Annotated in this window: 20 protein-coding genes; 11 read left to right on the top strand and 9 right to left on the bottom strand. The window is 66.9% G+C overall.

What is annotated here, in order from left to right; all coding sequences use genetic code 11:
* Positions 1-22: 22 nt before the first annotated feature.
* Entirely contained in the window at positions 23-3,907 is a 3,885-nt protein-coding gene (locus ACSQ3Q_RS12095) for an EAL domain-containing protein (protein WP_436134617.1), read from the top strand.
* A gap of 158 nt (positions 3,908-4,065) precedes the next feature.
* Here ACSQ3Q_RS12095 and ACSQ3Q_RS12090 read toward each other — a convergent pair whose 3' ends face one another.
* Together ACSQ3Q_RS12090 and ACSQ3Q_RS12085 are read right to left on the bottom strand one after the other, a co-directional pair.
* On the bottom strand, positions 4,066-5,235 hold the full coding sequence (locus tag ACSQ3Q_RS12090) for a pyridoxal phosphate-dependent aminotransferase (protein ID WP_436134616.1): 1,170 nt from the start codon (positions 5,233-5,235) through the stop codon (positions 4,066-4,068).
* Between the two features lie 1,001 nt (positions 5,236-6,236).
* Positions 6,237-8,159, bottom strand: a complete 1,923-nt coding sequence (locus tag ACSQ3Q_RS12085) for a propionate--CoA ligase (protein WP_436134615.1) — start codon at positions 8,157-8,159, stop codon at positions 6,237-6,239.
* Positions 8,160-8,317: 158 nt separating this feature from the next.
* Here ACSQ3Q_RS12085 and ACSQ3Q_RS12080 point away from each other — a divergent pair, with 158 nt between their 5' ends.
* The 3 genes from ACSQ3Q_RS12080 to ACSQ3Q_RS12070 are packed head-to-tail and all read left to right on the top strand — an operon-like array spanning position 8,318 to position 11,654.
* The gene (locus tag ACSQ3Q_RS12080; RefSeq protein ID WP_436134614.1) at positions 8,318-9,301 is read left to right on the top strand and encodes a chromate resistance protein ChrB domain-containing protein; all 984 of its coding nucleotides are present in this window, start codon (positions 8,318-8,320) and stop codon (positions 9,299-9,301) included.
* On the top strand, positions 9,298-10,674 hold the full coding sequence (chrA, locus tag ACSQ3Q_RS12075) for a chromate efflux transporter (protein ID WP_436134613.1): 1,377 nt from the start codon (positions 9,298-9,300) through the stop codon (positions 10,672-10,674). The genes ACSQ3Q_RS12080 and chrA overlap by 4 nt, the downstream gene beginning before the upstream one ends.
* A 53-nt stretch (positions 10,675-10,727) precedes the next feature.
* Positions 10,728-11,654 carry a Fe-Mn family superoxide dismutase gene (locus ACSQ3Q_RS12070; protein ID WP_436134612.1) on the top strand — a complete coding sequence of 309 codons (927 nt, stop codon included), beginning with the start codon at positions 10,728-10,730 and terminating at the stop codon, positions 11,652-11,654.
* 171 nt (positions 11,655-11,825) lie between these two features.
* Here ACSQ3Q_RS12070 and ACSQ3Q_RS12065 read toward each other — a convergent pair whose 3' ends face one another.
* From ACSQ3Q_RS12065 to ACSQ3Q_RS12055, 3 genes are all read right to left on the bottom strand, one after another.
* On the bottom strand, positions 11,826-12,431 hold the full coding sequence (locus ACSQ3Q_RS12065; RefSeq protein ID WP_436134611.1) for an isochorismatase family protein: 606 nt from the start codon (positions 12,429-12,431) through the stop codon (positions 11,826-11,828).
* Between the two features lie 125 nt (positions 12,432-12,556).
* Positions 12,557-13,714 (bottom strand): PQQ-dependent sugar dehydrogenase, encoded by a 1,158-nt coding sequence (locus ACSQ3Q_RS12060; RefSeq protein WP_436134610.1) that lies wholly within the window; start codon positions 13,712-13,714, stop codon positions 12,557-12,559.
* A 13-nt stretch (positions 13,715-13,727) separates the two neighbouring features.
* Positions 13,728-13,937, bottom strand: coding sequence for a hypothetical protein (locus ACSQ3Q_RS12055; RefSeq protein ID WP_436137072.1), 210 nt, complete (start codon positions 13,935-13,937; stop codon positions 13,728-13,730).
* On the opposite strand from ACSQ3Q_RS12055, the gene ACSQ3Q_RS12050 reads away from it, so the two are divergent.
* Entirely contained in the window at positions 13,918-14,493 is a 576-nt protein-coding gene (locus ACSQ3Q_RS12050; RefSeq protein WP_436134609.1) for a C40 family peptidase, read from the top strand. The genes ACSQ3Q_RS12055 and ACSQ3Q_RS12050 overlap by 20 nt on opposite strands.
* A 61-nt stretch (positions 14,494-14,554) precedes the next feature.
* Here the strand turns inward: ACSQ3Q_RS12050 and ACSQ3Q_RS12045 are convergent, their stop codons facing one another.
* Positions 14,555-14,944, bottom strand: coding sequence for a hypothetical protein (locus ACSQ3Q_RS12045; protein ID WP_436134608.1), 390 nt, complete (start codon positions 14,942-14,944; stop codon positions 14,555-14,557).
* A 107-nt stretch (positions 14,945-15,051) separates the two neighbouring features.
* Between ACSQ3Q_RS12045 and ACSQ3Q_RS12040 the strand changes: the two genes are divergently transcribed.
* The 3 genes from ACSQ3Q_RS12040 to ACSQ3Q_RS12030 all read left to right on the top strand — a co-directional run bounded on the left by ACSQ3Q_RS12040 (position 15,052) and on the right by ACSQ3Q_RS12030 (position 16,693).
* A complete protein-coding gene (locus ACSQ3Q_RS12040; RefSeq protein ID WP_436134607.1) occupies positions 15,052-15,720 on the top strand; it encodes an adenylate/guanylate cyclase domain-containing protein in 669 nt (222 codons plus the stop codon).
* A gap of 116 nt (positions 15,721-15,836) precedes the next feature.
* On the top strand, positions 15,837-16,088 hold the full coding sequence (locus ACSQ3Q_RS12035) for a GlsB/YeaQ/YmgE family stress response membrane protein (RefSeq protein ID WP_436134606.1): 252 nt from the start codon (positions 15,837-15,839) through the stop codon (positions 16,086-16,088).
* Between the two features lie 95 nt (positions 16,089-16,183).
* Positions 16,184-16,693 (top strand): hypothetical protein, encoded by a 510-nt coding sequence (locus ACSQ3Q_RS12030; RefSeq protein WP_436134605.1) that lies wholly within the window; start codon positions 16,184-16,186, stop codon positions 16,691-16,693.
* An 83-nt stretch (positions 16,694-16,776) separates the two neighbouring features.
* Here ACSQ3Q_RS12030 and ACSQ3Q_RS12025 read toward each other — a convergent pair whose 3' ends face one another.
* Together ACSQ3Q_RS12025 and ACSQ3Q_RS12020 are read right to left on the bottom strand one after the other, a co-directional pair.
* Complete coding sequence (locus tag ACSQ3Q_RS12025) at positions 16,777-17,796, bottom strand: Bug family tripartite tricarboxylate transporter substrate binding protein (protein WP_436134604.1); 1,020 nt, start codon at positions 17,794-17,796, stop codon at positions 16,777-16,779.
* Between the two features lie 75 nt (positions 17,797-17,871).
* Positions 17,872-18,348 (bottom strand): DUF3237 domain-containing protein, encoded by a 477-nt coding sequence (locus ACSQ3Q_RS12020; RefSeq protein WP_436134603.1) that lies wholly within the window; start codon positions 18,346-18,348, stop codon positions 17,872-17,874.
* Positions 18,349-18,488: 140 nt separating this feature from the next.
* Between ACSQ3Q_RS12020 and ACSQ3Q_RS12015 the strand changes: the two genes are divergently transcribed.
* The gene (locus ACSQ3Q_RS12015) at positions 18,489-19,433 is read left to right on the top strand and encodes a helix-turn-helix transcriptional regulator (RefSeq protein WP_436134602.1); all 945 of its coding nucleotides are present in this window, start codon (positions 18,489-18,491) and stop codon (positions 19,431-19,433) included.
* A 22-nt stretch (positions 19,434-19,455) separates the two neighbouring features.
* On the opposite strand, the gene ACSQ3Q_RS12010 is transcribed toward ACSQ3Q_RS12015, so the two are convergent.
* The gene (locus tag ACSQ3Q_RS12010) at positions 19,456-19,899 is read right to left on the bottom strand and encodes an Lrp/AsnC family transcriptional regulator (protein WP_436134601.1); all 444 of its coding nucleotides are present in this window, start codon (positions 19,897-19,899) and stop codon (positions 19,456-19,458) included.
* A 136-nt stretch (positions 19,900-20,035) separates the two neighbouring features.
* On the opposite strand from ACSQ3Q_RS12010, the gene ACSQ3Q_RS12005 reads away from it, so the two are divergent.
* Both ACSQ3Q_RS12005 and ACSQ3Q_RS12000 read left to right on the top strand, forming a co-directional pair.
* Entirely contained in the window at positions 20,036-20,962 is a 927-nt protein-coding gene (locus tag ACSQ3Q_RS12005) for a DMT family transporter (protein ID WP_436134600.1), read from the top strand.
* Positions 20,963-21,032: 70 nt separating this feature from the next.
* Positions 21,033-23,867, top strand: a complete 2,835-nt coding sequence (locus ACSQ3Q_RS12000; RefSeq protein WP_436134599.1) for a DEAD/DEAH box helicase — start codon at positions 21,033-21,035, stop codon at positions 23,865-23,867.
* Positions 23,868-23,995: the final 128 nt, after the last annotated feature.

The following is a 23,995-nucleotide window of genomic DNA, read 5'->3' as shown; positions in this document are numbered from 1 at the left end:
TTCCACCCCAGCACACACCGCCATGGGTAACAACACCCTCATGGCGGGCACGGTGCTGATGGTGCTGCTGCTGGTGCTCGACTGGCTGCCGCCCCAGGAGGCCCTGCGCCCTTCGCGGCGCACGCAGTGGCTGCTGGGCGCAACCGGCGGCGCGGTGTCGATCGCCTCGTTTGCCGCGCTGCACTGGAACGCACCCGAGCTGCGGCTGGTGGCCTACCCCACCGTGGTCGCGTTCATGGGCCTTTATTTTGGCGCGCTGCCCGCCGCCATCACCGCGGTGATGGCGCTGCTGGCCGTGGTGCTGATGGCACCCGAGGCCACGCCGCCCGCGGTGCTGGTGCTGGGCGCCACCTGCCTGGTGGCATGGCTGTGGCGGCGCGTGGCACGGCGCCTGCCGCTGCGCTCGGCCGCGTGGATGGCGCTGGCGGGCCTCACGGTCACGCTGCCGCTCACGGTGTCCGCGTGCCTGTGGCTGGCCAACCAGGTCCCGGGCGCGGGCGGCCCCTGGCCCACCACCCTGCCCTGGCACCACGGCGCTGGTTTTCTCATGCTGGGGGTGGGCCGCCTCTTGCTGGCCAGCAAGGCCCGGGCAGAGCTGGCGCGCACCAGCACCCAGCAGGCGCTGGTCCAGCGCGAGCAGCAATTGCAATTGGCCATGGACTCCCTGGGCGGCGGGCGCTGGGAATGGGATGTGCTGCAGCGGCAGTTCCGCTGCCACGGCAAGTTCTACGAGACCTTTGGAATCCGCCCGGAAGAAGACAAGGTGGAAGGCCTGTGGGAGCGTTGGTACGCGCGCCGCCACCCGCTGGACGCCGAGCGCAACGCCGCCAAGCTGGCCCGCGCCAAGGACGGCCAGGAGGAAACCTACGAGGCGGAGTTCCGCGTGCTGGACACCTCCGGGCGCTGGCGCTGGCTGATGTCGCGCGGCACGGTGGCGCGGCGCGATGCCCAGGGCCGGCCCACGGCGCTGATCGGCATGGACGTGGACATCACGGCCCACCGCGAGGTCGAAGACGCGCTGCGTTCATCGGAAGCCAAATACACCACCTTCTACCAAACGCTGCCCGACCCGGCAGGCATCTCGCGCCTGGTGGACGGCTGCTACATCGACGTGAACCCGGCGTTTTGCGAAGTGCTGGGCATCCCGCGCGACGCCGTGATCGGGCGCACATCGACCGAACTCAAGATCTGGGCCACAGAGCACGAGCGCGCGCGGTTGGTGGAAGCCCTGCAGCGCGACGGCAAGGTCGACCGCCTGCCGCTGGTCGCGCAGCGCCACGGCGTGCGGGTGCCCGGGCAGATGTCGGCACGCTCCGTGCTTATCGATGGCGAAAACTGCTTTGTTTTCGTTTTCCACGACATGACCGAAGCCCACCGCGCCAGCGAAGAGCTGCGCGCCCTCAACAGCCTGCTGCAGCAGGCCGGCCGCCTGGCCCGGCTGGGCGCGTGGGAGGACGAGCGCGGCAAAGGCCTCATCTATTGGTCTGACGTGTGTTTTGACATCCACGGCCTGCCCCCGGGTTCGCCCCTGCCGCACGACTACATCGACCGCCACGTGGCGCCGGCCCACCGTGAACCCCTGCGCGAGCGTTTTCGCCAGAGCATCCTGGAGCGCACCGAGTGGAGCATGGAGATGGAAGTGCTGCACACCGACGGGCGGCTGCTGTGGGTGCGCGCGCGCGGCGAACCGGTGATCGAAAACGGCCGCGTCACCCGCGTGCGCGGCGTGATGCAGGACATCGACGAGGCCAAGCGCGCCGAGCAGCGCCTGCGCCAGTCCGAAGAGCGGTTCTCGCGCATCTTTCACCTCATGCCCTACCCCATGGGCCTGTCGCGCTGCAGCGACGGGCGGTATGTGGACCTCAACCCCGCGTGGGAGGAGATGCTGGGCATTCCACGCGAGGAAGCCATTGGCAGCACCGCTGTCAAGCTGGGCATCTTCTCGGCCGTGGACCGCGAACGCCTGCTCGCCTCCGAAGGCGGCACCGGCCAAGTCAGCAACTACGAGATCACGCTGAACCCGCGGGGCCGCGCGCCACGCACCGTGCTGCAGTCCATGCGGGCCACCGAGTTCGACGGCGAGCCCTGCTGGCTGTTTTCGGTGCTCGACATCACCGACCGCAAACGCAACGAAGAGCAGGTGCGCGAACGCGAGGAGCTGCTGTCGCTCACCATCTCGGCCGCATCGCTGGGCCTGTGGGACTGGAACCTGCAGGCCGGCACCGTGAGCGGCGACGCCCGCTGGCGGGCCATGCGCGGCCTGCCGCCCGCCGACCCTGGCGAGGCCGCCCTGGCCGCCACGCAGTGGACCAGCGGTATCGCGCCCGACGACATCGACCGCATCAACGCCGAGCTGGCCCGCCACAGCGCCCATCCCGGCACCCCGTTTGACGCCACCTGGCGCGTAAGCCAGGCGGGCGACGCCGTGCGCTGGGTGCGCAACCTGGGCAAGATCGTCGCGCACGACGCGGCCGGACGGCCCGAGCGCATGCTGGGCGTGGCGATCGACGTGACACCCCAGCGCGAGCAAGAACTGATGCTGCAGCGCATGGCGCTGTTCGACGCGCTCACCGGCCTGCCCAACCGCGTGCTGCTGGCGCGCAAACTGCAGGAATGCATGGCGCAGGCGCGCGCCCGCGGCACGCAGCTGGGCGTGGCGTACCTCGACCTCGACGGCTTCAAGCCCGTGAACGACCGCCTGGGCCATGGAGCAGGCGACCGCCTGTTGGTGGTGGTGGCCGGCCGCCTGACGCGCGCGCTGCGGCCGCTGGACACCGTGGCCCGCCTGGGTGGCGACGAATTCGTGATCCTGATGCCCGAGCTGGAATCGGTGCAGGCCTGCGAGCACATGCTGCGCCAGGTGATGGAGAGCGTGTCGGCCCCCTACACGCTGGACACCGAGCGCGTGGTGGTCACGGCCAGCATCGGCTTTACGGTGTTTCCGCAAGACGCAGCCGATGCCGACGCACTGCTGCGCCACGCCGACCAGGCCATGTACGCTGCCAAACAGGCCGGGCGCAACCGCTTCCACCAGTTCGACGCTGCACAGGACCGCGCGCTGCAGCTGCTGCGAGAACAGGGCCGCCACCTGCGCGATGCGCTGGCCGATGCGCAGTTCACGCTGTACCTGCAGCCCAAGGTCGACATGAAAAGTGGCGCGGTGGTGGGCGCTGAAGCACTGGCGCGCTGGCGGCACCCCGAGCGCGGCCTGGTTCCGCCGGGCGAGTTTTTGCCGCTGCTGGAAGGCACCGAACTGGAGATCGGCTTTGGCGAGTGGGTGATCGAGTCGGCCTTTGCGGTGCTGGAGCAGATGCAGGGCTGCGCGTCCCCGGCGGGGCAGCCGCTCGGCCTGCCGCTCAACCTCCCGCTGAGTGTGAACATCGCCGCCCAGCACCTGCAGCACCCGCAGTTTGGCGACTGGATGGCCGGGTGCCTGGCGCGCCACCCCGGCGTGCCCGGCCACCTGCTTGAGATCGAGATCACCGAAAGCGCTGCGCTCTACGACCTGGCGGCCGTGGCGCACACCCTGACCGCGCTGCGGGCCATGGGGGTGGTGGTGTCGCTCGACGACTTCGGCACGGGCTACTCGTCGCTGACGTACTTGCGCCGCTTGCCCATGGACACGCTCAAGATCGACCAGAGTTTTGTGCACGGCATGATGGGCGACCCGGGTGATCTGGCCATCGTGCAAGGCGTCATCGGCCTCGCCCGCTCCTTCGGCTACCGCGTCATCGCCGAGGGCGTGGAAACCATCGAGCAAGGCCAGATGCTGCTGCAGCTGGGCTGCACGCAAGCCCAGGGCTACTGCATCGCGCGGCCCATGCCACTGGCGGATTTCCTTGCCTGGGTGTCGACGTGGCAGCCACCCGCGGGCTGGCAGCGGCCGGCGCACGGCGGTTTTCGATAAAAAAGCCCTCTAGCGCTTATCCATCAAGCGCTGCCAGCTATCAATTCAGGAGTATTTGGAAACCGGCAGGGTGCAGCCGACGGGCTCGGCTCAGCGGCCAATCGCGCGCCCACGGCGCAGCAGCGGCGCTGCAGGCCGACCCGCAACCGCCCACCACCTCAACCCCGGGCAGACTTTGCCAGCCAGGCCTGCAGCCGCTGCACGCCCGCCTCCAGCCGCGCCGGGTCCTTGGACGCAAAACACCAGCGCAGCCAGCCCTGTGCCTCGGGGGCAAACGCGTTGCCCGGCGCCAGGCCCAGGCCCGCCTCGGCCACCAGTTGCTGGGCCACCGCCAGCGAGTCATCGAAGCCGTGCAGCCGGAAAAACGCATACATGCCGCCGAGCGGGCTGGCCACCTCCACCTGCGGCAACGCCGCCAGCCGCGGCAGCAAGGTGTCGCGGCACCTGCGCATGTGCTCCACCAGGGGCGGCGTGATCTCGCCCGCATGCGCCAGCGCTGCAAGGCCTGCGCGCTGGGTGAACACGCTGGAGCACGAGGTATTGAACTCGATCAGCTTGCCCACCGCGTCCACCAGCGAGGGCGGCAGCACCAGCCAGCCCAGGCGCCAGCCGGTCATCAGGAAACTCTTGGAAAAGCTCTGTACCACCACGAGCCGGTCTTCCGGCGCGCTGATGTCCAGGAAGCTGGGCGCGCAGCCGTTCGGTGTGGGTTCGTAGTACAGGCGCTCGTACACCTCGTCGGCCAGCACCCAGGTCCCGGTGCGCCGGCAGTGGTCCAGGATGGCCTGCTGCTCCGCGCGCGTGAGCGTCCAGCCCGTGGGGTTGTTGGGTGCGTTGACGATGAGCAGGCGTGTGTCGGGCGTGATGGCGTCGAGCAGCGCCTGCAGATCCAAGGTCCACGCGCCGCCGTCGGCGCGCAGGGGTACACAGCGCACCCGCGCCCCCAGCACGGCGGGTTGCGCCGTGAGGTTGGGCCACACGGGTGTGACGGCCACCACCTCGTCCCCGGCATCCACCAAGGCCTGCATGGCGATCATCAATGCGCTCACACCGCCGGAGGTGACGGCGATGCGATCGGCCCCGATCGGGCCGCCATGCAGTTCGCTGGCGTAGGCGGCGATGGCTTGGCGCAACTCGGGCAGGCCGAGGTTGTGGGAGTAGAAGGTTTCTCCGCGCTGCAGGGATTCGATGGCGGCCTGGCGCACAGGCTCGGGGGTGACCTCGTCGCTCTCGCCAAACCAGAAGGCCAGGACATCCGCGCGGCCCATGCCGGCGTTGGCGACTTCGCGGATTTTGGAGGTTTCTAGGTTTTGGACTGTGGGGCGCATGGGAAGGGGGCCTTGGCGGGCTGGGGATGTGGCGACGGTGGAGCATAGCGTCCGCTCGAGGGGTGTTCGCCCCCGCCCGTTCAGGCTGAGCCCGTCGAAGCCAAGGCGTTCGCCCGCCCTCGCCCGTTCGGGTTGAGCTTGTTGAAACCGGGGTGCGCTCGCAAGCTCGCTGGTTTGTACCGCATGCTTGGTTGAAGGACGGAGGCCGGGAGTCGCCCGGCGTGCGAGTAACTTTCTTTCGCGTCGCCGAAAGAAAGTCACCAAAGAAAGGGCGACCCTACAGCCTGCGTCCCCACTCGCCCGTTGGGCGAGTGGGGCAACCTGCGGTGCTCGCGTCCAGCGGGGTCTCGCTCGAACTCGCTTCGCTCAAACAATCGCGAGCCCTGATCCGCTGGCCGCTGCGCTCCTCGGCGCATCCTGAAGGGACTGGGAGAGGACAGCCATACTGGCCATTGCTGCGCTCGGCCTCGCGGTCGCGGCGCGAAGCGCACGCGCGTTCAGGGCCGAGCGCAGCAATGGCCCGTGTGGATGTTGGGCTGTTGGCTGTCCACCCCCTGCTGGCTGCGCCTGCGGCGGGGCGGTTGCGGGGTGAGCATGCGCGTCGGAGCGTGCATGCCTCGTTATCTAGCTCGCCGTGGCTGTCCAAGCGGCGCGCGCCAGCGCAAAGCGAGTTCCACGGCGCACCCTGCAACCGTCCCGACGCAGGTTGCCCCGTAGCGAAGCGCAGGGGTCGCAGACTGGGGGTCGCCTTTTCTTTGGTGACTTTCTTTTGGCGACGCAAAAGAAAGTTACTCGCACGCCGGGCGACTCCCGGCCTCCGCCCTGAATCCAGGCATGCGGCCAATTCAGCGCACGAAACGATCAAGCCCAGGTTTCGACAAGCTCAACCCGAACGGTACGGGGCTGCAATACGCCAAGCCTTCGACGAGCCCAGCCAGAACGAAGGGGGAAGCGCCGAGCCCTGGCTTCGACAAGCTCAGCCCGAACGGATAAGAAACCGGTCACCCCACCAACTCCCTCACCTGCTGCAACGCAGCCGGATCTTCCATCGTCGTCAAATCTCCCGGATCCCGCCGCTCAGCCACCGCCTGCAACGCCCGCCGCAACAGCTTGCCGCTGCGCGTCTTGGGCAACACCGTCACAAAGTACACCCGCGCCGGACGCGCCACCGCACCGAGCTGGCCATCCACCTGCTTCATCACCTCACCCTCCAGCTTCAACCGCGCCGCCTCATCCCCCAGCGCTGACGCATCCCGCGCCACCGCAAACGCAATCGCCACCTGCCCCTTGAGCGCATCGGCAATTCCCACCACCGCCACCTCGGCAATGTTGGGGTGGGCCGAAATACTCTCCTCGATCTCCCGAGTGCCCAAGCGGTGCCCGGCCACGTTGATCACGTCGTCCGTACGGCCCAGGATGAAGTGGTAGCCGTCGGCGTCTCGGATCCCCCAGTCAAAGGTGCTGTAGATCAAGCGGCCGGGGATGCTTTTCCAGTAGGTACTCACAAAACGCGCATCGTCGCGCCACACGGTCTGCATGCAGCCCGGAGGCAGCGGGCCTTCGATGGCCACCACGCCCTTCTGGTGAGGGCCGGTCAGCTCCCCTCCGGTGACCTCGTCGATGAGCTTCACGTCGTAGCCGTACATGGACTTGCCCGGGCTGCCAAAGCGCGCGGTCTGGGGCTCCACCCCGTTGGCCAGGGTCAGGATGGGCCAGCCGGTTTCGGTCTGCCAGTAGTTGTCGATGATGGGCACCGCAAGCGCGTCGCTGATCCACTGCGCCGTGGGTTCATCGAGCGGCTCGCCCGCCAGCCACAGGGCCTTGAGGCTTTTGACGTTGTATTTCTTAAGGTACGCCGGGTCCTGCTTCTTGAGCACCCGCACCGCTGTGGGCGCCGAGAACATGTGCGTGACCTGGTACTTCTCGACGATGCTCCACCACACACCGGCATCGGGCCGCGTGGGCAGTCCCTCGTACATGATGGTCGTCATGCCGGCGATCAGCGGGCCGTAGACGATATAGCTGTGGCCCACCACCCACCCAATGTCGCTGGTCGCAAAGTAGGTGTCCCCCGCCTTGGCATCAAAGATGTGCTTCATGCTGGCGGCCAGCGCCACGGTGTAGCCGCCCGTGTCGCGCTGCACGCCCTTGGGTTTGCCGGTGGTGCCACTGGTGTACAGCGTGTAGCTGGGGTGGGTGGATTCGACCCATTCGCAGGGCACCACGGTGTTCAGATGCTGTTCGCGCAACGCCGCCCAATCGTGGTCTCGGCCCGGTTGCAGGTGCATGGGCGCCAGGCCCCGGTTGATCATGAGCACGGCGGTGGGCTTGTGTTTGGAGAGCGCAATCGCGTCGTCCAGCAGCGGCTTGTACGGCACCACCTTGCCGCCGCGCGACCCGGCGTCGGCGCTGACCACAGCCACGGGCTCGGCGTCTTCGATGCGTGAGGCCAACGAGCCCGAGGCAAAACCGCCAAATACCACCGAATGCAGCGCGCCGATGCGCACGCAGGCGAGCATGGCAAAGGCCGCCTCGGCAATCATGGGCATGTAGATGAGCACGCGGTCGCCCTTCTTCACGCCCAGCGATTGCAGCACCGCGGCCATGCGTTGCACCTCGGCGTGCAACTCGGCAAAGGTATAGCTGCGCTCGGTCTCGGTCTCCGTGGAGATCGCCACCAGCGCAGGCTGCGCGGAGCGCGCGGCCAGGTGCCGGTCTACCGCGTTGTGGCACAGGTTGGTGGTGCCGCCGACGAACCACTTGGCAAACGGCGGATTGCTGTAGTCGCAAATCTGCGTTGGCAGCGTGTGCCAGTCGATCAAACGGGCCTGCTCGGCCCAGAAGGTGTCGCGGTCATCGATGGACTGGCGGTAGAAGTCGGCATAACGGCTCATGGGTTGTCTCCTGGCATCTTTCGCGCCCACTTGAATTTTCGGGTTCTGAATTCTTAATTATTCATGATGGTCTTGCGGCAAGCTGACGCGGACATCACCCACAGCCCCAACCTACCCCAACCTCTTCCGAATGTTGATATCAGAAATAGATATATCTATTTCATCATCAAACACATATACTTCAATTCATGTGGTCCACACTCATCATGACGCTCCCCACGCAGCCCAACGCCGTCCGGCTGCGCATCTGGCGCAATCTCAAGACTTTGGGCTGCGCCGCCCTGCGCGACGGCGCTTACCTATTGCCCCAGGACCATGCGGCCCTGCTGACCCCCATCGCGGTGGAAGTCAGAGAACACGGCGGTACGGCCATGGTGCTGACCATGGCGCCGGGCGATGACACCCAACGGCAAGAGATCGAAGCACTGTTCGACCGCACCGACGCCTTCACCGAATGGCGCAACACAGCCACCGCCCTGCAGGCCGACCTGCCCCATCTGACGGAAACCGAAGCGCGCCGCCGCCTGCGCAGTGTGGCGGAGGCACTGCAGGCGCTGCACCGCATCGACTACTACCCGGGCATTGCCGCGGCGCAAGCCAACGCCGACCTGGCCCAGCTACGCCATGCGCTCGAAGCGCATTTATCCCCGGGCGAGCCCACCGCCGAGCCCGCCCACGGCATTGCGCGGCTGGAAACGGCCCGCTTTCAGAACCAGCGCTGGGCCACGCGCGCGCGCCCCTGGGTGGACCGGCTGGCCTGTGCCTGGCTGATTCGCCGCTTTATCGACCCGGGCGCGCAATTCGTGTGGCTGGCCGATCCGGCGTCGGCGCCCCAGGACGTGCTGGGCTTTGATTTTGACGGGGCGCGGTTCACCCACGTGGGCGCGCTGGTCACCTTTGAAGTGCTGATCGCAAGCTTTGGGCTGGAGCTCGACCCCCGGCTGCAGCGCGTGGCGCGCGCCGTGCACTACCTGGACGCCGGTGGCATGCCAGTAGCCGAGGCAGCAGGGCTGGAGGCCGTGCTGGCCGGTCTGCGCGAATTGCACTCCAGCGACGACCACCTGGTCCAAGCGGCCGGGCACATCTTTGATGCGCTGTACGCCGTGCCGCCTGCTGCATCTGCCCCGCCGCGAAACCCATCCACCCCCTCCTCCCCCACCGCCGCACCATGAGCACGACCACCCCCACCTCACCCGCCAGCTCCGCCACCGAGCGCCCCGCCCCCGTCGGCTTTGGCGAAGCCCTGCTGTTCTGGCTCAAGCTCGGTTTCATCAGCTTTGGCGGGCCGGCTGGGCAAATCGCCATCATGCATGCCGAGCTGGTGGAGCGACGCCGCTGGATCAGCGAACAGCGCTTTCTGCACGCGCTCAACTACTGCATGCTGCTGCCCGGCCCCGAGGCACAGCAGCTGGCCACCTACATTGGCTGGCTGCTGCACCGCACCTGGGGCGGCATCGTGGCGGGCGCCTTGTTTGTGCTGCCGTCACTGTTCATCCTGATTGCGTTGTCGTGGGTGTATCTGCGTTTTGGCGACGTGCCAGTGGTGGCGGGCATCTTCTATGGCATCAAGCCCGCGGTGACGGCGCTGGTGCTGCATGCGGCGCACCGCATCGGGACGCGGGCGCTCAAAAACGGGTGGATGTGGGGCATCGCAGCCGCATCTTTCGTGGCCATTTTTGCGTTTGACACGCCCTTCCCGGCCATCGTGCTGGCTGCGGGCCTCATCGGGCACTTTGGCGCGCGGCGCTGGCCCGCTGTGTTTGCACTGGGTGGCGGCCATGCCAATGCGCACGAGGGCTACGGCCCCGCGCTCATCGACGACGACACGCCCACGCCCGAGCACGCACGCTTTTCGCGCAGCCACCTGGCCAAGGTGCTGGGCGCCGGCCTGGTGTTGTGGCTCACGGCCATGGCCGTGCTGGTAGCCACGCAGGGCTGGCAGGGCACGCTCACGCAGATGGGCTGGTTCTTTACCAAGGCCGCGCTGCTCACCTTTGGCGGCGCGTATGCCGTGCTGCCCTATGTGTACCAGGGCGCGGTGGAGCAGTACCAGTGGCTCAGCGGCCCGCAGATGATCGACGGCCTGGCACTGGGCGAGACCACACCCGGCCCGCTGATCATGGTGGTGGCGTTTGTGGGTTTTGTGGGAGCCTGGCTGCAGCAGGTCTGGGGGCCGGATGCGGTGTTTGCCGGCGCGGCTGCGGGCGCGGTGGTGGTGACCTTCGTCACCTTTTTGCCTTCGTTCATCTTCATCCTGGCCGGCGGCCCGCTGGTCGAGGCCACCCACGGCAAGCTCGGGTTTACCGCACCGCTCTCGGCCATCACCGCCGCCGTGGTGGGCGTGATCCTGAACCTGGCGCTGTTTTTTGCGTACCACCTGCTGTGGCCGCAGGGCTTTGGCGGCCGGTTTGACGCGGTCTCGGCCGTGGTTGCCGTGGCGGCCGGGGTGGCGCTGTTCCGCTTCAAGATCGGCGTGCTGCCGCTGCTGGGCGCCTGTGGCGCGGTGGGGCTGGCGGTGACGCTTCTCAAGCCGTACCTCGTCTGAAGCCGATCCCCAGAGCGCGGATTCCTCCGGTATTTTTTATAAAGGCTCTCACTATGCAAGCACGCCCCCAAGCCCTCCCCTTTGACCCAGCCACGCTGCCGGGTCTGTCCGAAAAGCTGCTGCGCAGCCACCACCAGAACAACTACGGTGGCGCGGTGTCGCGGCTCAATGCCATCCGCGGGCAACTCGCTGATCTGGCCTTCGCCTCGGCGCCCGGCTTTGCACTCAACGGCCTCAAGCGCGAGGAACTGATCGCGGGCAATTCGATGCTGCTGCACGAGCTCTACTTTGGCAGCCTGGGCGGCGCTGGTATGGCGCCTGCCCCCGGCATGCAGCTGGCGCTGGCTGCTAGCTTTGGCAGCGTGGAGCGCTGGCGCGAAGAGTTCGTCGCCATGGGCAAGGCGCTGGGCGGCGGCTCCGGCTGGGTGCTGCTAGTGTTCCAGCCGCGCGAAGGCACGCTCGTCAACCAGTGGTCCAGCGACCACACCCAGGTTGCAGCGGGGGGCGTGCCCATCCTCGCGCTCGACATGTACGAGCACGCCTACCACCTCGACCACGGCGCGGCAGCGGGCGCCTATGTGGATGCGTTCATGGCCAATATCCACTGGACCGCGGTCTACGAGCGCTATCAACACGCCGTACACGCCGCGAGCGAAGGGCTGCATGCGTCCATTCAAGACGCGCAAGCAGCGACACAACTCATCGATGTACGCCGCGCCGGTGTGTACGAGGCGGCCACCACGGCCATCCCCAATGCCCGTTGGCGCGACCCTACCGCCATCGACACCTGGGCTCCTGAGCTGTCTGCCAGCGAAGCCGTGGTGGTGTACTGCGTTTATGGCCATGAAGTTGGCCGCTCGACCGCGTTGCGCTTGCGCGCCGCGGGCTTTGACGCGCGGTTTCTGCAAGGTGGCATGGACGGCTGGGTGGCCTCCGGCAACGCCGTTTGTGCCAAGGCGGAGGCGCTGCAGGCTGGGTGAATCGGAGGCAGCGATGGCTGTGGTCCTCTGCGCGACTGGCCATTGAACCCGACGGTTTACAGGTGCCAGCTGCGCACATCCGCCATCGCCCCAAATATCAATTGCTATTAATTTGGTAGCTTTAGAGGCTTATGGAATAAGCGCTAGAGGCCAAAAATACTAAAAAATCGGCTATTTGATCAGCCCAAGCACGTCCTTGAATGCCGGGTGTTCACAGCTCCCCAGCCATTCGAACGCCACCATCTCAGTCGTCACCAGCTCGGCGCCGGCACCGGCCAGGCGGTCGAAGGCCGCATCGCGATTGCGCTCGGTGCGCGAGCCGCAGGCGTCGGTCACCACCCACACCTCGAACTCGTCTTCCAGTAGGTCCAGCGCCGTCTGCAGCAAGCACACATGGGCTTCGCAGCCGGCTATCACGATAGTGCCGCGCTCGTCGCCCTGGGTGGCGGGCTTTTGCAGGTGCTTGGGCAGGCTGCGCGCGTTGCCGCCCTGCTGAGGCTTGGCGGGTGGGCGCAGCCACTCGCCTAGGCCTTCTTCGGCGGCGCTGAACTGCATCTTGGCGAGGGTCTTCTCGCACAGGGCGCGCAGCGCGGGGTCGTTGGCGCCCAGCCGCGAGGGGTTTTGCTCGGTGCCCCACACGGGCACATCCAGCATGCGGGCGATCTCGGCCAGGCGGCGGGCGTTGGCCAGCACGGCGGGGCCTTCAAAGATGGCGGGCATCAGGCGCTCCTGGTAGTCGACCAGGACGAGTTGGGATTCAGTGGCGTCAAGCAGCATGGGTGGGGGGGCCGCGCGGGGCGGCAGTTCGCGGAAATGCCGGCATTGTCGCAGCCTGGCCTGACTCGGCCACGCGGGCGAATGCCGGGGCTTGCAAGCTGCAGCGCCTGCGGCAGGTGTGAAATTCAGGAGGAAGGCTGCAGGCGCAAGAGTTGGCCCTGCGGACTGTCCGTCAATAGATAGAGCAGCCCGTCTGGCCCCTGGCGCACGTCGCGCAGGCGCTCGCCGTTGCCCTGCAGCAGTTTTTCCTCGCGCAGCACCTTGTTCTGGCCCACTTGCAGCCGGTGCAGCGTGCCGAACTTCAGCGAACCGATGAACAGGCTGCCCTTCCAGGCGTCGCCGTATTTGCTGCTGGTCAAGAACACCATGCCCGATGGGGCGATGGACGGCACCCAATAGTGCAGCGGCGGCTCCATCCCGGCCTTGGCCGTGCCTTCGCCAATCTTGCCGCCGCCGTAGTTCTCGCCATGGGTGACCACCGGCCAGCCGTAGTTGCGGCCGGGCTGCGGCAGATTGACTTCGTCGCCGCCCTGCGGGCCGTGCTCGTGCATCCACAGCTTGCCGTCGGGCGCGAGCGCAGCGCCCTGCGGGTTGCGGTGGCCGTAGCTCCAGATTTCTGGCAATGCGCCTGGTTGCTGGCGGAAGGGGTTGTCCGCTGGCACTGCGCCGTCGGGCGTAACGCGCACGATCTTGCCGTGGTGGTTGTCGAGTTTCTGGGCGTCATCCCGGCGCTGGTAGCGCTCGCCCAGGGTCAAAAACAGGTTGCCGTCTGCCGCCTGCACGATGCGGCAGCCAAAGTGCTGGGAGCTCGAGACCTTGGGGCGCTGGCTGAAGATGACCTTGACGTCCTCCAAGCTGCGGCCATCGGCCGAGAGCGTGGCCCGCGCCATCGCCGCGCTGTTGCCCAAGGCGCCGGCAGCTGCGGGCTCAGAGAAGCAAAAAAAGATGCGCCGGTTGCGCGCAAAAGCTGTGTCGACCACCACATCCAGCAGCCCGCCCTGCCCGCCCGCGGCTACGGTGGGCATCCCCATCAAGGCCGGGCTCACCTGCCCGCTGGGGCTGATCACGCGCATTCGCCCCGGCCGCTCCGTCACCAGAAACTGGCCATCCGGCAGAAAAGCCACTGCCCACGGGTGATCGAGCCCCTTCGCCACGGGCACCAGGGACACAGCGGGCGGTGGGCCATCGGCACTGCAGCTGGCGTGAATGCCCATTGCTACCAAAAGAATAGCAATTTGGGCCTTTGCACCCTGCCGCAGGGGCGTGATTTTTATTCCGAACATGACCCATTTCCTCTCACGAAGAGAAGCAATCTACCGCTAAAAGTTGGGCCTGCGCACCTGTTTTTACGCCGCCAGCACTGTCCCCCGGCACGCGTGGTTTACGCCTACCGCCAAGCCCGGATTTGATTTCTCTGAACAAAATCAATGGGTTGCGAATGTAATTATTTTTGATAAGTAAGCGTACCGTGTTACCCTCCGTCCCCATGTCCAGATGGCTTTGCATTCTTTTCCTGACCTGCGCGGCTTCCGCCCAGGCTGCGCCCCAAGCGGCAAACTCTGACGAAATGGACCGTTTGATCGCGGACAAAGGCCTGCTCACGCGGCTGGAGGACGTGAGCCACAAGGTGGCAGACAAGGCCCATATCGTGGCGGACAACGCCTCGCACCTGGTCGTCAACGCCATGGGTTTCCTGGGCGTACCGTACAAGCGGGGCGGCAACAGCGCCGAAACCGGCTTTGACTGCAGCGGCTTCGTCCGCGCGATGTACGAGCAAACCGTCGGCCTTTTGCTCCCCCGCCGGGCAGACCAGCAGGCCGCTGCCACCCAGGTCATAGACAAGAAAGACCTGCAACCGGGCGATCTGGTGTTCTTCAACACCATGCGCCGCAATTTCAGCCACGTGGGCATTTACGTGGGCAACAACAAATTCATCCACGCGCCCCGCAGCGGCAGCGAAATCCGTGTGGAAGATATGGGCGTGAGCTACTGGACACGCCGCTTCAATGGCGCGCGCCGCGTGGCCGCATCTGCAGCCGACGATTCGGCCAACGCCAAGTAACTTTCGGCTCGGGCGCCCGGCTGTGGCGCCCTTCGCGCACAACCGCTGTGCCCCCTGGCGGTTACTTCTTGATCTCGTACGTCGTCTCGGTGCCACGAATCGGGCCCCCCACCACATTCACCGGCCCGGCCGAGGGGTCGCCGCGCAGGATGCCCTTGGCTTTGGCCATGTCTGACTGGTAACGCGCCCGAGCCTGGGATTCGCAAGATCTGCGCTCGCCAGACGGCATCGCGCGGCATTCTTCCAAGCTGACCTTGAGGCCGCCGCCCGCCTCGCGGATGGCGGTCTGGTAGTGTTGCTGCGGCGTGGTGTCCGGCACAGCGCCGCGCGAAAGCGAAGCCTCGTCACCGCTTTGTGCTACCGCTGTGTGAGGTGCTACCAGAGCGGTGCCCATGGCGAGGACAGCCACGAAAATCAGGGGGAAAGATCGGTTCTTGAAAGTTCTTTTCATCGGTCTTCCTTTTCTGTGGAGACAGCCCAATGTAGGCCGGCAGGCAGGCTCGCACAGCAAGCACCTGCCGCGCTACGATGTCAGACACCGCCCACAGCCCGCTGCCCATGTCTGCCACTCCGCCCTCGGACTCCCCCGCCCTCAATACGCCCCACGACAAGGCATTCTTGCGGCGCCTGCTGTCGCTTCGCAATCAGCAGCCCGGCGACGCGGCGGCCATTGATGCCACGATCAAAAACGCGTTTGTGCGGGACGTGGGCATCCTGGTGCTCGATATGTGCGGCTTCTCGCGCATCACAGCGCGCCACGGCATCGTCCACTTTCTGGCGATGCTGCACCAGATGGAACAGGCCGCACGCCCTGCCATCGCCGGCAACGGCGGCGAAGTCATCAAGCAGGAGGCCGACAACCTGTTTGCCGTGTTTGCCACCGCAGAACAGGCACTGGAGGCGGCCCTGGACACCCTGCGCGCGCTGGATGCCATGAACGCCGTGTTGCCGCCGGAGCGCGCGCTGCACGTCAGCGCCGGCATCGGTTTTGGCCCCACGCTGGTGGTGGCCCACGAGGACCTATTCGGACCCGAGATGAACTGCGCGTGCAAGCTGGGTGAAGACATCGCCGGTGCTGGCCAGATTCTGCTCACGGCCTTGGCCCATGCCAGCTTGCCGGCCAACCGCTACGCCTGTGCGCCGGCCGACTACGACATATCCGGCCTGGTGCTGCGCTCGCACCTGTTTGAGAAATGCCTGTTTGAGCGGCCTTGGCGCAACTCTTGATTCCCTGGCTGCCTACCGGCGATGGGACGCGCGCAATGCCCGTTGTCCGACAAGTTTCATCACCCCCGATCCTTAGATTCTGTAGATCGCCTTCGCCGCATGCGGGAGAAAAGATCATGGGAACAGTGCTTGGAACATTGGTCGTCGGACTGCTGGTGGGACTCCTGGCCCGGGCGCTCAAGCCCGGCGATGACAAACTGGGCTGGGTGATGACCATTCTGCTCGGTGTGGCGGGTTCCTTCTTGACCACCTACCTCGGGTTGGCCATGGGTTGGTATGAACAGGGCGAAGCAGCGGGCTGGATCGCCTCGGTCGTCGGCGCCATGCTGCTGCTGGCGGCGTTCAGCCTTATCCAGAGCAAGCCATGACGGCGCAGAGGCCTGCGGTGAGGCCTTCGGGAATCCTGGCCCATGGCAGGGCCTTGCCCCTTTACTGACCGGCGACCCATCAGGTACAACAGACCATGCCCACTTCATTGCAAATGGCGGCCGGCAATCCGGCCCTTGCCGCAGCCGTGCAGCGCAGCCGCAAGCTGCTTCATAAACGTGCCCTGGTCGCCGCCGCGGCCAGCGCAGTACCGGTGCCCGGGCTGGACTGGGCTGTGGACGCTGCCCTGCTCTCGCGCCTGTTGCCGCAAATCAATGCTGAATTTGGCCTGTCGGCCCAGCAGATCGACCAACTCGACCCCCACAAGCGCGAGCAAGTGCAAAAAGCCGTGGGCTGGGTGGGCTCGGTGCTGATTGGCAAGCTGGTCACGCGGGAGCTGGTGCTGCGCGCCACCCAGACCGTAGGGCTGCGCCTGACCACCAAGCAGGTTGCCAAGTACGTGCCGCTGGCCGGCCAGGCCGTGGCCGCCACCATCGGCTACGCCACGCTGCGTTACTTGGGCGAGCAGCACCTGCGCGACTGCGTTCGGGTGGTGCAAGAGGCCAACCTGCAACTGCCGGCCCCTGCCACTACCGCGCGCAAATAGCCGCCACCGGCGCCAATCGTGGGAGTCCCCGTTGGGCATGAGTGGCATCAGCCATCCCACGGAGCAACCGGGCAGTCAGCCCATCAATCGGCCTTGAAGCCCGTGGCGGCCACGGCCTTGCCCCAGGTCACCGTGTCCGCAGCGATGGTGCGGGCGAAGTCCTGCTGGCTGGTGCCCGTCACGCGGAAACCGGCCTCTTCCATCTTGGCGCGGCCTTCTGGCGACTGCACCGCCTTGACGATGTCGGCATTGAGCTTGGCAATGATCTCCGGCGGCGTCTTGGCAGGCGCCACGATGCCGAACCATGACGAGAACTCGAGGTTGGCGTAGCCCTGCTCCTTGATGGTGGGCACGTCCTGCAGCGTGTTGGTGCGTGTGGCGCCCGTGGTGCCCAGCGCAGCCAGCTTGCCGGCCTTCACATTGGGGGCGGCCAGGCCCACGCTGGCAAACACGCCCTGTACATCACCGCTGAACAGGCCGCCCAGCGCATCGGCCGTGTTCTTGTAGTGCACCGGCTCGGGCTTGAGCTTGACCGCATCGCCGAACATGAAGGCACCAAAGTGCCCGGGCGTCCCTGCGCCGAAGGTCGCCAGGAACAAGCCTTTTTGCTGCTTGGTCCAGTCCACAAACTCCTTCACATTGCGCGCCGGCACCTTTTGCGGGTTGACCAGCAGCACGAAGTCGGAGGTGACGACCTGGCTCACCGCCACAAAGTCCTTGGCTGGGTCGTAAGGCAGCTTGTTGTAGCTGCTGGGTGCAATGCTGAGTTGGCCGGTTTCGCCCAGCATCAGCGTATAGCCGTCGGGCGTGGCGCGTGCAGCCTCACTCGCTGCGATCAGGCCGCCGGCGCCGGGCTTGTTGTCCACGATCACGCCGGCATTGCCCCAGCCTTCGGACAGCTTTTGCGCTAGCAGGCGCGCCACGATGTCCGGCCCCGTCCCAGCCGGAAAGCCCACGATGATGCGCACGGGCTTGCTCGGATACGTGGCAGCCCCCTGCGCGTGGGCACTGGCCCAGGGCATGAGTCCCGCCAACAGGGCTGCGGCAACGATGGCGCGGCGGGGCGTGGTGGTGAAAGCAAGACGCTGGGCGATGTTCTTCATGGTTGTCTCCGGGGTGGTTCTTGTGTGCGGGAAAAGGATCAAAAAGTACAGAGGCGGTCGGTCAGTAGCCAGGCGCTACCGCAGCTCGAAGAAGCGCATTGCCACCGCATCCGGGTAGCGCGCGCCGGTGCCGACAAACATGCGCTCGGCGATCCAGCCAAGCGCTGTAGACGCCGTCTCAAAGCTCGGGCTGCAGCGGAAATAGATCTGCGCCGGGTCCACCGGCTCACCGCGCACCAGGCGGGCGATCAGCTCGGCCGGGCCGGAGCGCACGGCCCGGTTTTGCACGTAGATCAGATCGCCGCCATCGGTCTCCAGCACATAGCGCGCGTCCAGCTCGGACAGCCGGTCGTTCACGATGAGCTGGAAGTCCGCGCCACCAGGCAGCACCCGCGCGCTCCAGCCGTCGCCCGTGGCACTGCCGCCCAGGATGGGAATCAGCCTGCGCAGACCGTGCACGGTGTGGCCGACCTCCTGGGGGGTGCCGACATCCACGCGCAGGTCGGCAAAAAATTGGAGTTGCGGGTCGGGCAAAGGGGTCAGGTCAGGCATAGCACTTAGCGTAAGTCCCGTTGCAGCCGGGGCCTGTCATCCCAGAGGATGACGGGATAACCCGCGCCTCTGGCGGCGGCTGCGCAGTCTCTTTCAGCGCACACTCCCCGTTTTCAGCACCCAACCTTCGCGATTCACCCATGCGGCAGTGGCTTCCCCCTTCTCTGCAGACTTCGCCCGGCCGGCAGGTGCTGCACAGCCCCGCCAGCCAGACGCTCGCCAGCATGGTCCACCGCCTGGGCGACAACGGCTTTGCCCCCGGCCTGCTGCAGGACCTGGAGCCCGTGCTGCCTGCGGCGTCATGGTCGGTGTACCGCACCGGCCAGCGCTGCAAGCCCACGCTCTTCATGTCGGCCAGCCGGGGCGTGCCCGACACCACGCAGGATTGTTGGTGGGCGTATCTGTCGGGCCCCTACCGCAGCGACCGCACGTGGGGCCGCGCCTTTGACGAAGCGCCGGTTGCGCAGCCCGAGACCCGCCTGTGCCATGTGACCGCCACCGAGGTCGAGGGCGAGCACCGTGCCCGGGTGTATGAAGCCCACGGCGTGGCTGAGCGTGTGTCGGTGGTCGAATATGAAAGTGATGGCTCGGTATTCGCCGTCAATTTCTACCGCCACCAGCACCAGCGCGCATTCAGCGACCGGCAGATCGCCGCGTTTGAATCCGTGGCACCCGTGCTGCTGGCGCTCACCCGCAAACACATCCTGCTGTCGCATCCGTTCCCGCCCTTGGCCGCTGCAACCGATCATTGGCAGCAGGCGGCGCAAGGCGGCCCGCGCCCGCACGTGCAGACCCTCGGATCTGCCGCAAGCGACCCGGCCCTGCAATCGACGGATGTCACGCTGGCCCCGTTGGCCGCAGACGCCTTGCCCGTGCTGCGCATGCGCCTGATGCGGCTGCAGGCGGAGCTGACCGACCGCGAGCTGGACGTGTGCGCCCGGCTGCTGCAAGGCATGACGCACGAAGGCATCGCGAGCGACCTCCGCCTGAGCGTGCCCACCGTTAAGACCTACCGCAACCGGGCCTTTGCGCGCCTGGGCATCCACTTTCGCAACGAGCTGTTTGCGCGGGTGTTGGGCGGCTGAAACGCCCCACCCCACCCTGCCATCAAATTCCTGGAATCCATGGCGGCGGCCTGCGCCGGATGGTCTGCGCCTTCACAATCGCCGTGCTGGTTTGCGCCTTGTCGGCAATGCGGTCCAGCACGCCGTCGAGCTGCTCGATGGAGCGCACGTACACCCGTGCCACAAAACAGTCGTCCCCCGTCACCTTGTCGCACTCGCAAAACTCTGGCGTGTCCCGGATCAGCTGCTCCACCGCGGCCAATTGGCCCGGCAGAGGCTTGATGCGCACGATGGCTTGCAGCTGGTATCCCAGCGCGCGCGGCTCGATGTCCACGGTGAACGCGCGGACCACCCCGCGCTCCTCCAGGCGGCGCAAACGCTCCGACACGCTGGGCGAGGACAGCCCGACACGCTCGGCCAGTTCCTTGAGCGAGGTGCGGGCATCCTGGTGCAGCACCGTCAAAATGGCTTGATCGACTGCATCCATGCAACATCCTTCCTGAAAGGTTAAAAATACCTCAGATTATCAGGACCAATTGAAAAATCACCTTACTTCGTGCATTCATCAAAAAGCGCCAAGTTCCTATAGTTCTGACACCACCACAGACACCACAAGAGCGCATATGGACAAGAAAACACAAGGCACCTTGGAGATGAGTGCGGCAATGGCGATCTCCGGCACGATCGGCTGGTTCGTCGTTCAGTCAGGCCTGCCTGCGCTGCAGGTGGTGTTCTGGCGCTGCGCCTTTGGGGCGGTGACGCTGGGCCTGGTGTGCTGGGCCATGGGGCTGCTGCGGGGCGTGTTGACCTGGCGCACCGCGCTCTGGGCGGCCCTGGGTGGCGTGGCCATCGTCACCAACTGGCTGCTGCTCTTCGGCGCCTATTCACACGCCTCCATTTCGGTCGCCACCGCGGTCTACAACACGCAGCCGTTCATGCTGGTGGTTTTTGGCGCATTGCTGTTTGGTGAACGCGTCACGCTGGCCAAAGTCGGCTGGCTGTTGACGGCCTTCGTGGGCATGTTGCTCATCGTGCGGGCCAAACCCGGTGCGGGCGTGCCGGGCGGCCACTACGCGCTGGGCATTGCGATGGCGCTGGGCGCGGCGTTTTTCTGGGCTGTGGCATCCGTCGTTGCCAAGCGCCTCACCGGCACGCCGCCGCATCTGATCGCACTCGTGCAAGTAGGAGTGGGGGTGCTCATGCTGGCGCCCTTCGCGGATCTGGGCGCCCCGCCGCAAGGCGCTACTACCTGGGCACTGATGATCACCGTGGGTGTGGTGCACACGGGTCTCATGTACATCCTGCTGTACGGCGCGGTGCAAAAGCTGCCGACGTATTTGCAAGGTGCGCTGTCGTTCATCTATCCCGTGGTCGCCATTGGCGTGGACTTTGTCGCGTTTGGCCACCGGCTGCAGCCGGCGCAATGGCTGGGGGCGGCGGCCATCTTGCTGGCGGCAGCTGCGATGAACGTGCAGGCCAACCGGCGCCGCCCCGCGGCGGCTCTAGCCACCGCCGCCGCGACCACGCCACCGGTAACGCGCCAGACCTGACAGAACATCGCCGCGCAGCCGCCCAGCACCCCAAGGTCTGCCACGGCACGCACGGCACAATGTGCGGCCTATGTCCGACGCTGGCCACGCCTTCGCCCCTGAACCCGACCCCGAGCCGTCGCGATCCGACCGGGCCGCACTGGTGGCCGCCTGGGTCCAGGCGCTGCGCCAACGGGCCGACGCCGCCACGCTGCAAAAGTTGGCGCCCCTGACCGACGCCGAAGCCGCCCGCGCCATGGCACTGTTGCGCGGCGATGCCCCCGGGCCCGCCGCCCCCAGCCCCCGCACCATTGCGCCCCAACCATCCCCTCCCGGCATCACAACCGGCCACTTCCGCCCCCGCATCACCCTCATGACACTGGGCCGCGGCGATGGCCTGCTGGGCATGGCGCCCCAGGGCAAGCTGGGCCCCCGCGGCGACAGCGTGACCCTGGCGCAGATTGACTGGATCTACCGCACCGACAGCGGCGCGCAGTGGGAGACCGCCGCGCCGACCTCGGTGCTTAACGCCCGCCCCGCGCCCGTGCAGGATTTGTACGACACCGGCGGCCCCGTGCTGCGCATGCAGCGCAACCTGGCGGCCGAGGCCGACGCCATGGACCGGGTGTGGGACCTGGGCCTCACCCCCGTGGACCCCAAGCATTTGCAGTGGCGCCACCGCGAGGCCGCTGCCGCGCTGGGCCCGGTGTGGACCCTGGCGCAGGAGGCGCACTTCGGCGACTTCTGGGCCGACCAGATTCCTCCGCTGCGCGCCGAAGGCTGGAGCGTGTTGGTGCACCCCGGCTTCGCGCACGAAAGCGTGCCCGTGCAGCGCTGGAAGCTGGTCATTGCCCCCGACACCGGCGAGTTGCTGGCCAAGGAGGTGGACGGCCCGCTGGGCCCACGCGAGCGCCCCGTGCAAAAGCTGCACCTGCCCGAGCGCGAAGGCGCCTGGCTGCTGAGCCTGGGGATCGAGATTGACGGCGTCACGCTGGACCTGGCCCCCATGCTGGCCGACATGCTGCGCCGCGACGTGCGCTGGCTCAACGCGCGGCAGATGGCCGCCATCGACGACCTGGCCATCATTTCGCTGCGTGCACCGGGCGGGCGGCGCATCGACGCGCCGGCCGGGCCGCTCAAGGCCATCGTGGGGGCCATGGTCGATCTGCTGACCGATCCGACCCGTAAACAACTCAAGGACGGCGACCCGCTGCGCCTGGGTGCCTGGGAGGCGCGGCGCATCGAGGCCCTGCGCGCAGGCCTGGTGCAGGCGCACCGCGTGGGCACCGTCAACGGCTGGGACAACAGCTGGCAGCTGCAGGGCGACGTGGGCCTGGCGCAGCTGGCCCAGCGGCTGCGCCGCATCGGCGCGCCGCAGCCCGTGGCCACACCCGCCGGCCTGCAGATCCAGTTGCGTCCCTACCAGCTTGAAGGCCTGGCCTGGCTGCAGTACCTGCGCGCCCAGGGTCTGGGCGGCATCCTGGCCGACGACATGGGCCTGGGCAAGACCGCGCAGGCCCTGGCCCATGTGCTGGTCGAAAAGGAAGCGGGCCGCCTCACCCGCCCGGCCCTGGTGGTGTTGCCCACCTCGCTGCTCTTTAACTGGCAGGCCGAGGCCGCGCGCATGGCGCCCAGCCTGCGCGTGCTGAGCCTGCACGGCCCCGACCGCGGCCAGCGCTACCGGCAGGTCGCCCAGCACGACCTGGTGCTGACCACCTACCCCCTGCTGTGGCGCGATGTCGACGCGCTGGCCGCCGAGCCTTTTCACCTGCTCATCCTGGACGAAGCCCAGATGGTGAAGAACGCCGGCAGCCGCAGCGCCCGCGCCCTGCGCAAGCTGCAGGCCCCTCACCTGCTGTGCCTGACGGGCACGCCGCTCGAAAACCACCTGGGCGAGCTGTGGGCGCAGTTCGACTTTCTGATGCCGGGCTTTCTGGGCGATGTGCGCAGCTTCAACGCCCGCTGGCGCAAGCCCATCGAAGAGAACGGCGAAACCCTGCGCGCCCAGCTGCTGGCCCAGCGCGTGCGCCCCTTCATCCTGCGCCGCCGCAAGCAGGACGTGGCCACCGAACTGCCACCGCGCACCGAGGTCATCCAGCGCGTGCAACTGCAGGGCAAGCAGCGCGAGCTGTACGAGGCCGTGCGCACCACAGCCGACAAGCAGGTGCGCCGCGCGCTCGAGCGCCAGAGCTTTGATGGCGCGCAGATCACCATCCTTGATGCGTTGCTCAAGCTGCGCCAGGTCTGCTGCGACCCGCGCCTGGTGAAGGGGACGACAAAGACGGCGCAGACCATGGAGCGCGCCAAGCTCGAACTGCTGGCCGACATGCTGCCCGCCCTGGTCGATGAAGGCCGCCGCGTGCTGGTGTTCTCGCAGTTCACTGAAATGCTCGCTCTGGCGGCCGAGCTGCTCGACACACTGGCCCTGCCCTACCTCACCCTGACCGGCCAGACACCTCCACGCCAACGCGGCACGGTGGTGCGGCAGTTCCAGGCGCAGGACGAGACCAGCGCCCCCATCCTGCTCGTCAGCCTCAAGGCCGGGGGCCTGGGCCTGAACCTCACGGCCGCCGACACCGTCATCCACCTCGACCCCTGGTGGAACCCCGCCGTAGAAGAACAGGCCACCGCCCGCGTCCACCGCATCGGGCAGGACCAGCCCGTGTTTGTCTACAAGCTGGTGGTGGAAGGCAGCATCGAGGAACGCATGCTGGAGCTGCAGGCACGCAAGGCGGCTCTGGCGCACGGCGTGCTGGGGCACGATGCGGCGGGCGCGGTCAAGTTCAGCGAGGCCGACCTCCAGGCCTTGCTGGCGCCGCTGGCCGAGCCTGCGGACAACCCGCTGGGCATTCCGGGCGAGGATGCTCGGCGCTGGGGCGGTACGGGCAAACGCCGGCCGCGGCCGTTGCAGCCGCCTGAAATTTGATTGTTTTTGGCCGCTGGCGCTTATTGATAAAGCGCAAATAGCTATCAAAATAGGAGCAAATCAGGTCTCAGGCCCTTGGCCTCCGAAAAGCGCAGAATTCAAAAGCAAGCTTCGGAGTGCGCCTCGCC

It is taken from the genome of Acidovorax sp. LjRoot129, assembly GCF_964253765.1.
Classification (GTDB): Bacteria; Pseudomonadota; Gammaproteobacteria; order Burkholderiales; family Burkholderiaceae_C; genus Acidovorax.
The sequence above is the reverse complement of the archived record's forward strand: the minus strand, read 5'-3'. Positions and strand labels throughout refer to the sequence as shown.

Excerpts from the sequence above, each read along its gene's own strand:
- ACSQ3Q_RS12095 (WP_436134617.1), top strand. The coding sequence starts at position 23 with ATGGGTAACAACACCCTCATGGCGGGCACGGTGCTGATGGTGCTGCTG.
- ACSQ3Q_RS12090 (WP_436134616.1), bottom strand. The coding sequence starts at position 5,235 with ATGCGCCCCACAGTCCAAAACCTAGAAACCTCCAAAATCCGCGAAGTC.
- ACSQ3Q_RS12080 (WP_436134614.1), top strand. The coding sequence starts at position 8,318 with ATGTGGTCCACACTCATCATGACGCTCCCCACGCAGCCCAACGCCGTC.
- chrA (WP_436134613.1), top strand. The coding sequence starts at position 9,298 with ATGAGCACGACCACCCCCACCTCACCCGCCAGCTCCGCCACCGAGCGC.
- ACSQ3Q_RS12070 (WP_436134612.1), top strand. The coding sequence starts at position 10,728 with ATGCAAGCACGCCCCCAAGCCCTCCCCTTTGACCCAGCCACGCTGCCG.
- ACSQ3Q_RS12065 (WP_436134611.1), bottom strand. The coding sequence starts at position 12,431 with ATGCTGCTTGACGCCACTGAATCCCAACTCGTCCTGGTCGACTACCAG.
- ACSQ3Q_RS12060 (WP_436134610.1), bottom strand. The coding sequence starts at position 13,714 with ATGTTCGGAATAAAAATCACGCCCCTGCGGCAGGGTGCAAAGGCCCAA.
- ACSQ3Q_RS12050 (WP_436134609.1), top strand. The coding sequence starts at position 13,918 with ATGTCCAGATGGCTTTGCATTCTTTTCCTGACCTGCGCGGCTTCCGCC.
- ACSQ3Q_RS12055 (WP_436137072.1), bottom strand. The coding sequence starts at position 13,937 with ATGCAAAGCCATCTGGACATGGGGACGGAGGGTAACACGGTACGCTTA.
- ACSQ3Q_RS12045 (WP_436134608.1), bottom strand. The coding sequence starts at position 14,944 with ATGAAAAGAACTTTCAAGAACCGATCTTTCCCCCTGATTTTCGTGGCT.
- ACSQ3Q_RS12040 (WP_436134607.1), top strand. The coding sequence starts at position 15,052 with ATGTCTGCCACTCCGCCCTCGGACTCCCCCGCCCTCAATACGCCCCAC.
- ACSQ3Q_RS12035 (WP_436134606.1), top strand. The coding sequence starts at position 15,837 with ATGGGAACAGTGCTTGGAACATTGGTCGTCGGACTGCTGGTGGGACTC.
- ACSQ3Q_RS12030 (WP_436134605.1), top strand. The coding sequence starts at position 16,184 with ATGCCCACTTCATTGCAAATGGCGGCCGGCAATCCGGCCCTTGCCGCA.
- ACSQ3Q_RS12025 (WP_436134604.1), bottom strand. The coding sequence starts at position 17,796 with ATGAAGAACATCGCCCAGCGTCTTGCTTTCACCACCACGCCCCGCCGC.
- ACSQ3Q_RS12020 (WP_436134603.1), bottom strand. The coding sequence starts at position 18,348 with ATGCCTGACCTGACCCCTTTGCCCGACCCGCAACTCCAATTTTTTGCC.
- ACSQ3Q_RS12015 (WP_436134602.1), top strand. The coding sequence starts at position 18,489 with ATGCGGCAGTGGCTTCCCCCTTCTCTGCAGACTTCGCCCGGCCGGCAG.
- ACSQ3Q_RS12010 (WP_436134601.1), bottom strand. The coding sequence starts at position 19,899 with ATGGATGCAGTCGATCAAGCCATTTTGACGGTGCTGCACCAGGATGCC.
- ACSQ3Q_RS12005 (WP_436134600.1), top strand. The coding sequence starts at position 20,036 with ATGGACAAGAAAACACAAGGCACCTTGGAGATGAGTGCGGCAATGGCG.
- ACSQ3Q_RS12000 (WP_436134599.1), top strand. The coding sequence starts at position 21,033 with ATGTCCGACGCTGGCCACGCCTTCGCCCCTGAACCCGACCCCGAGCCG.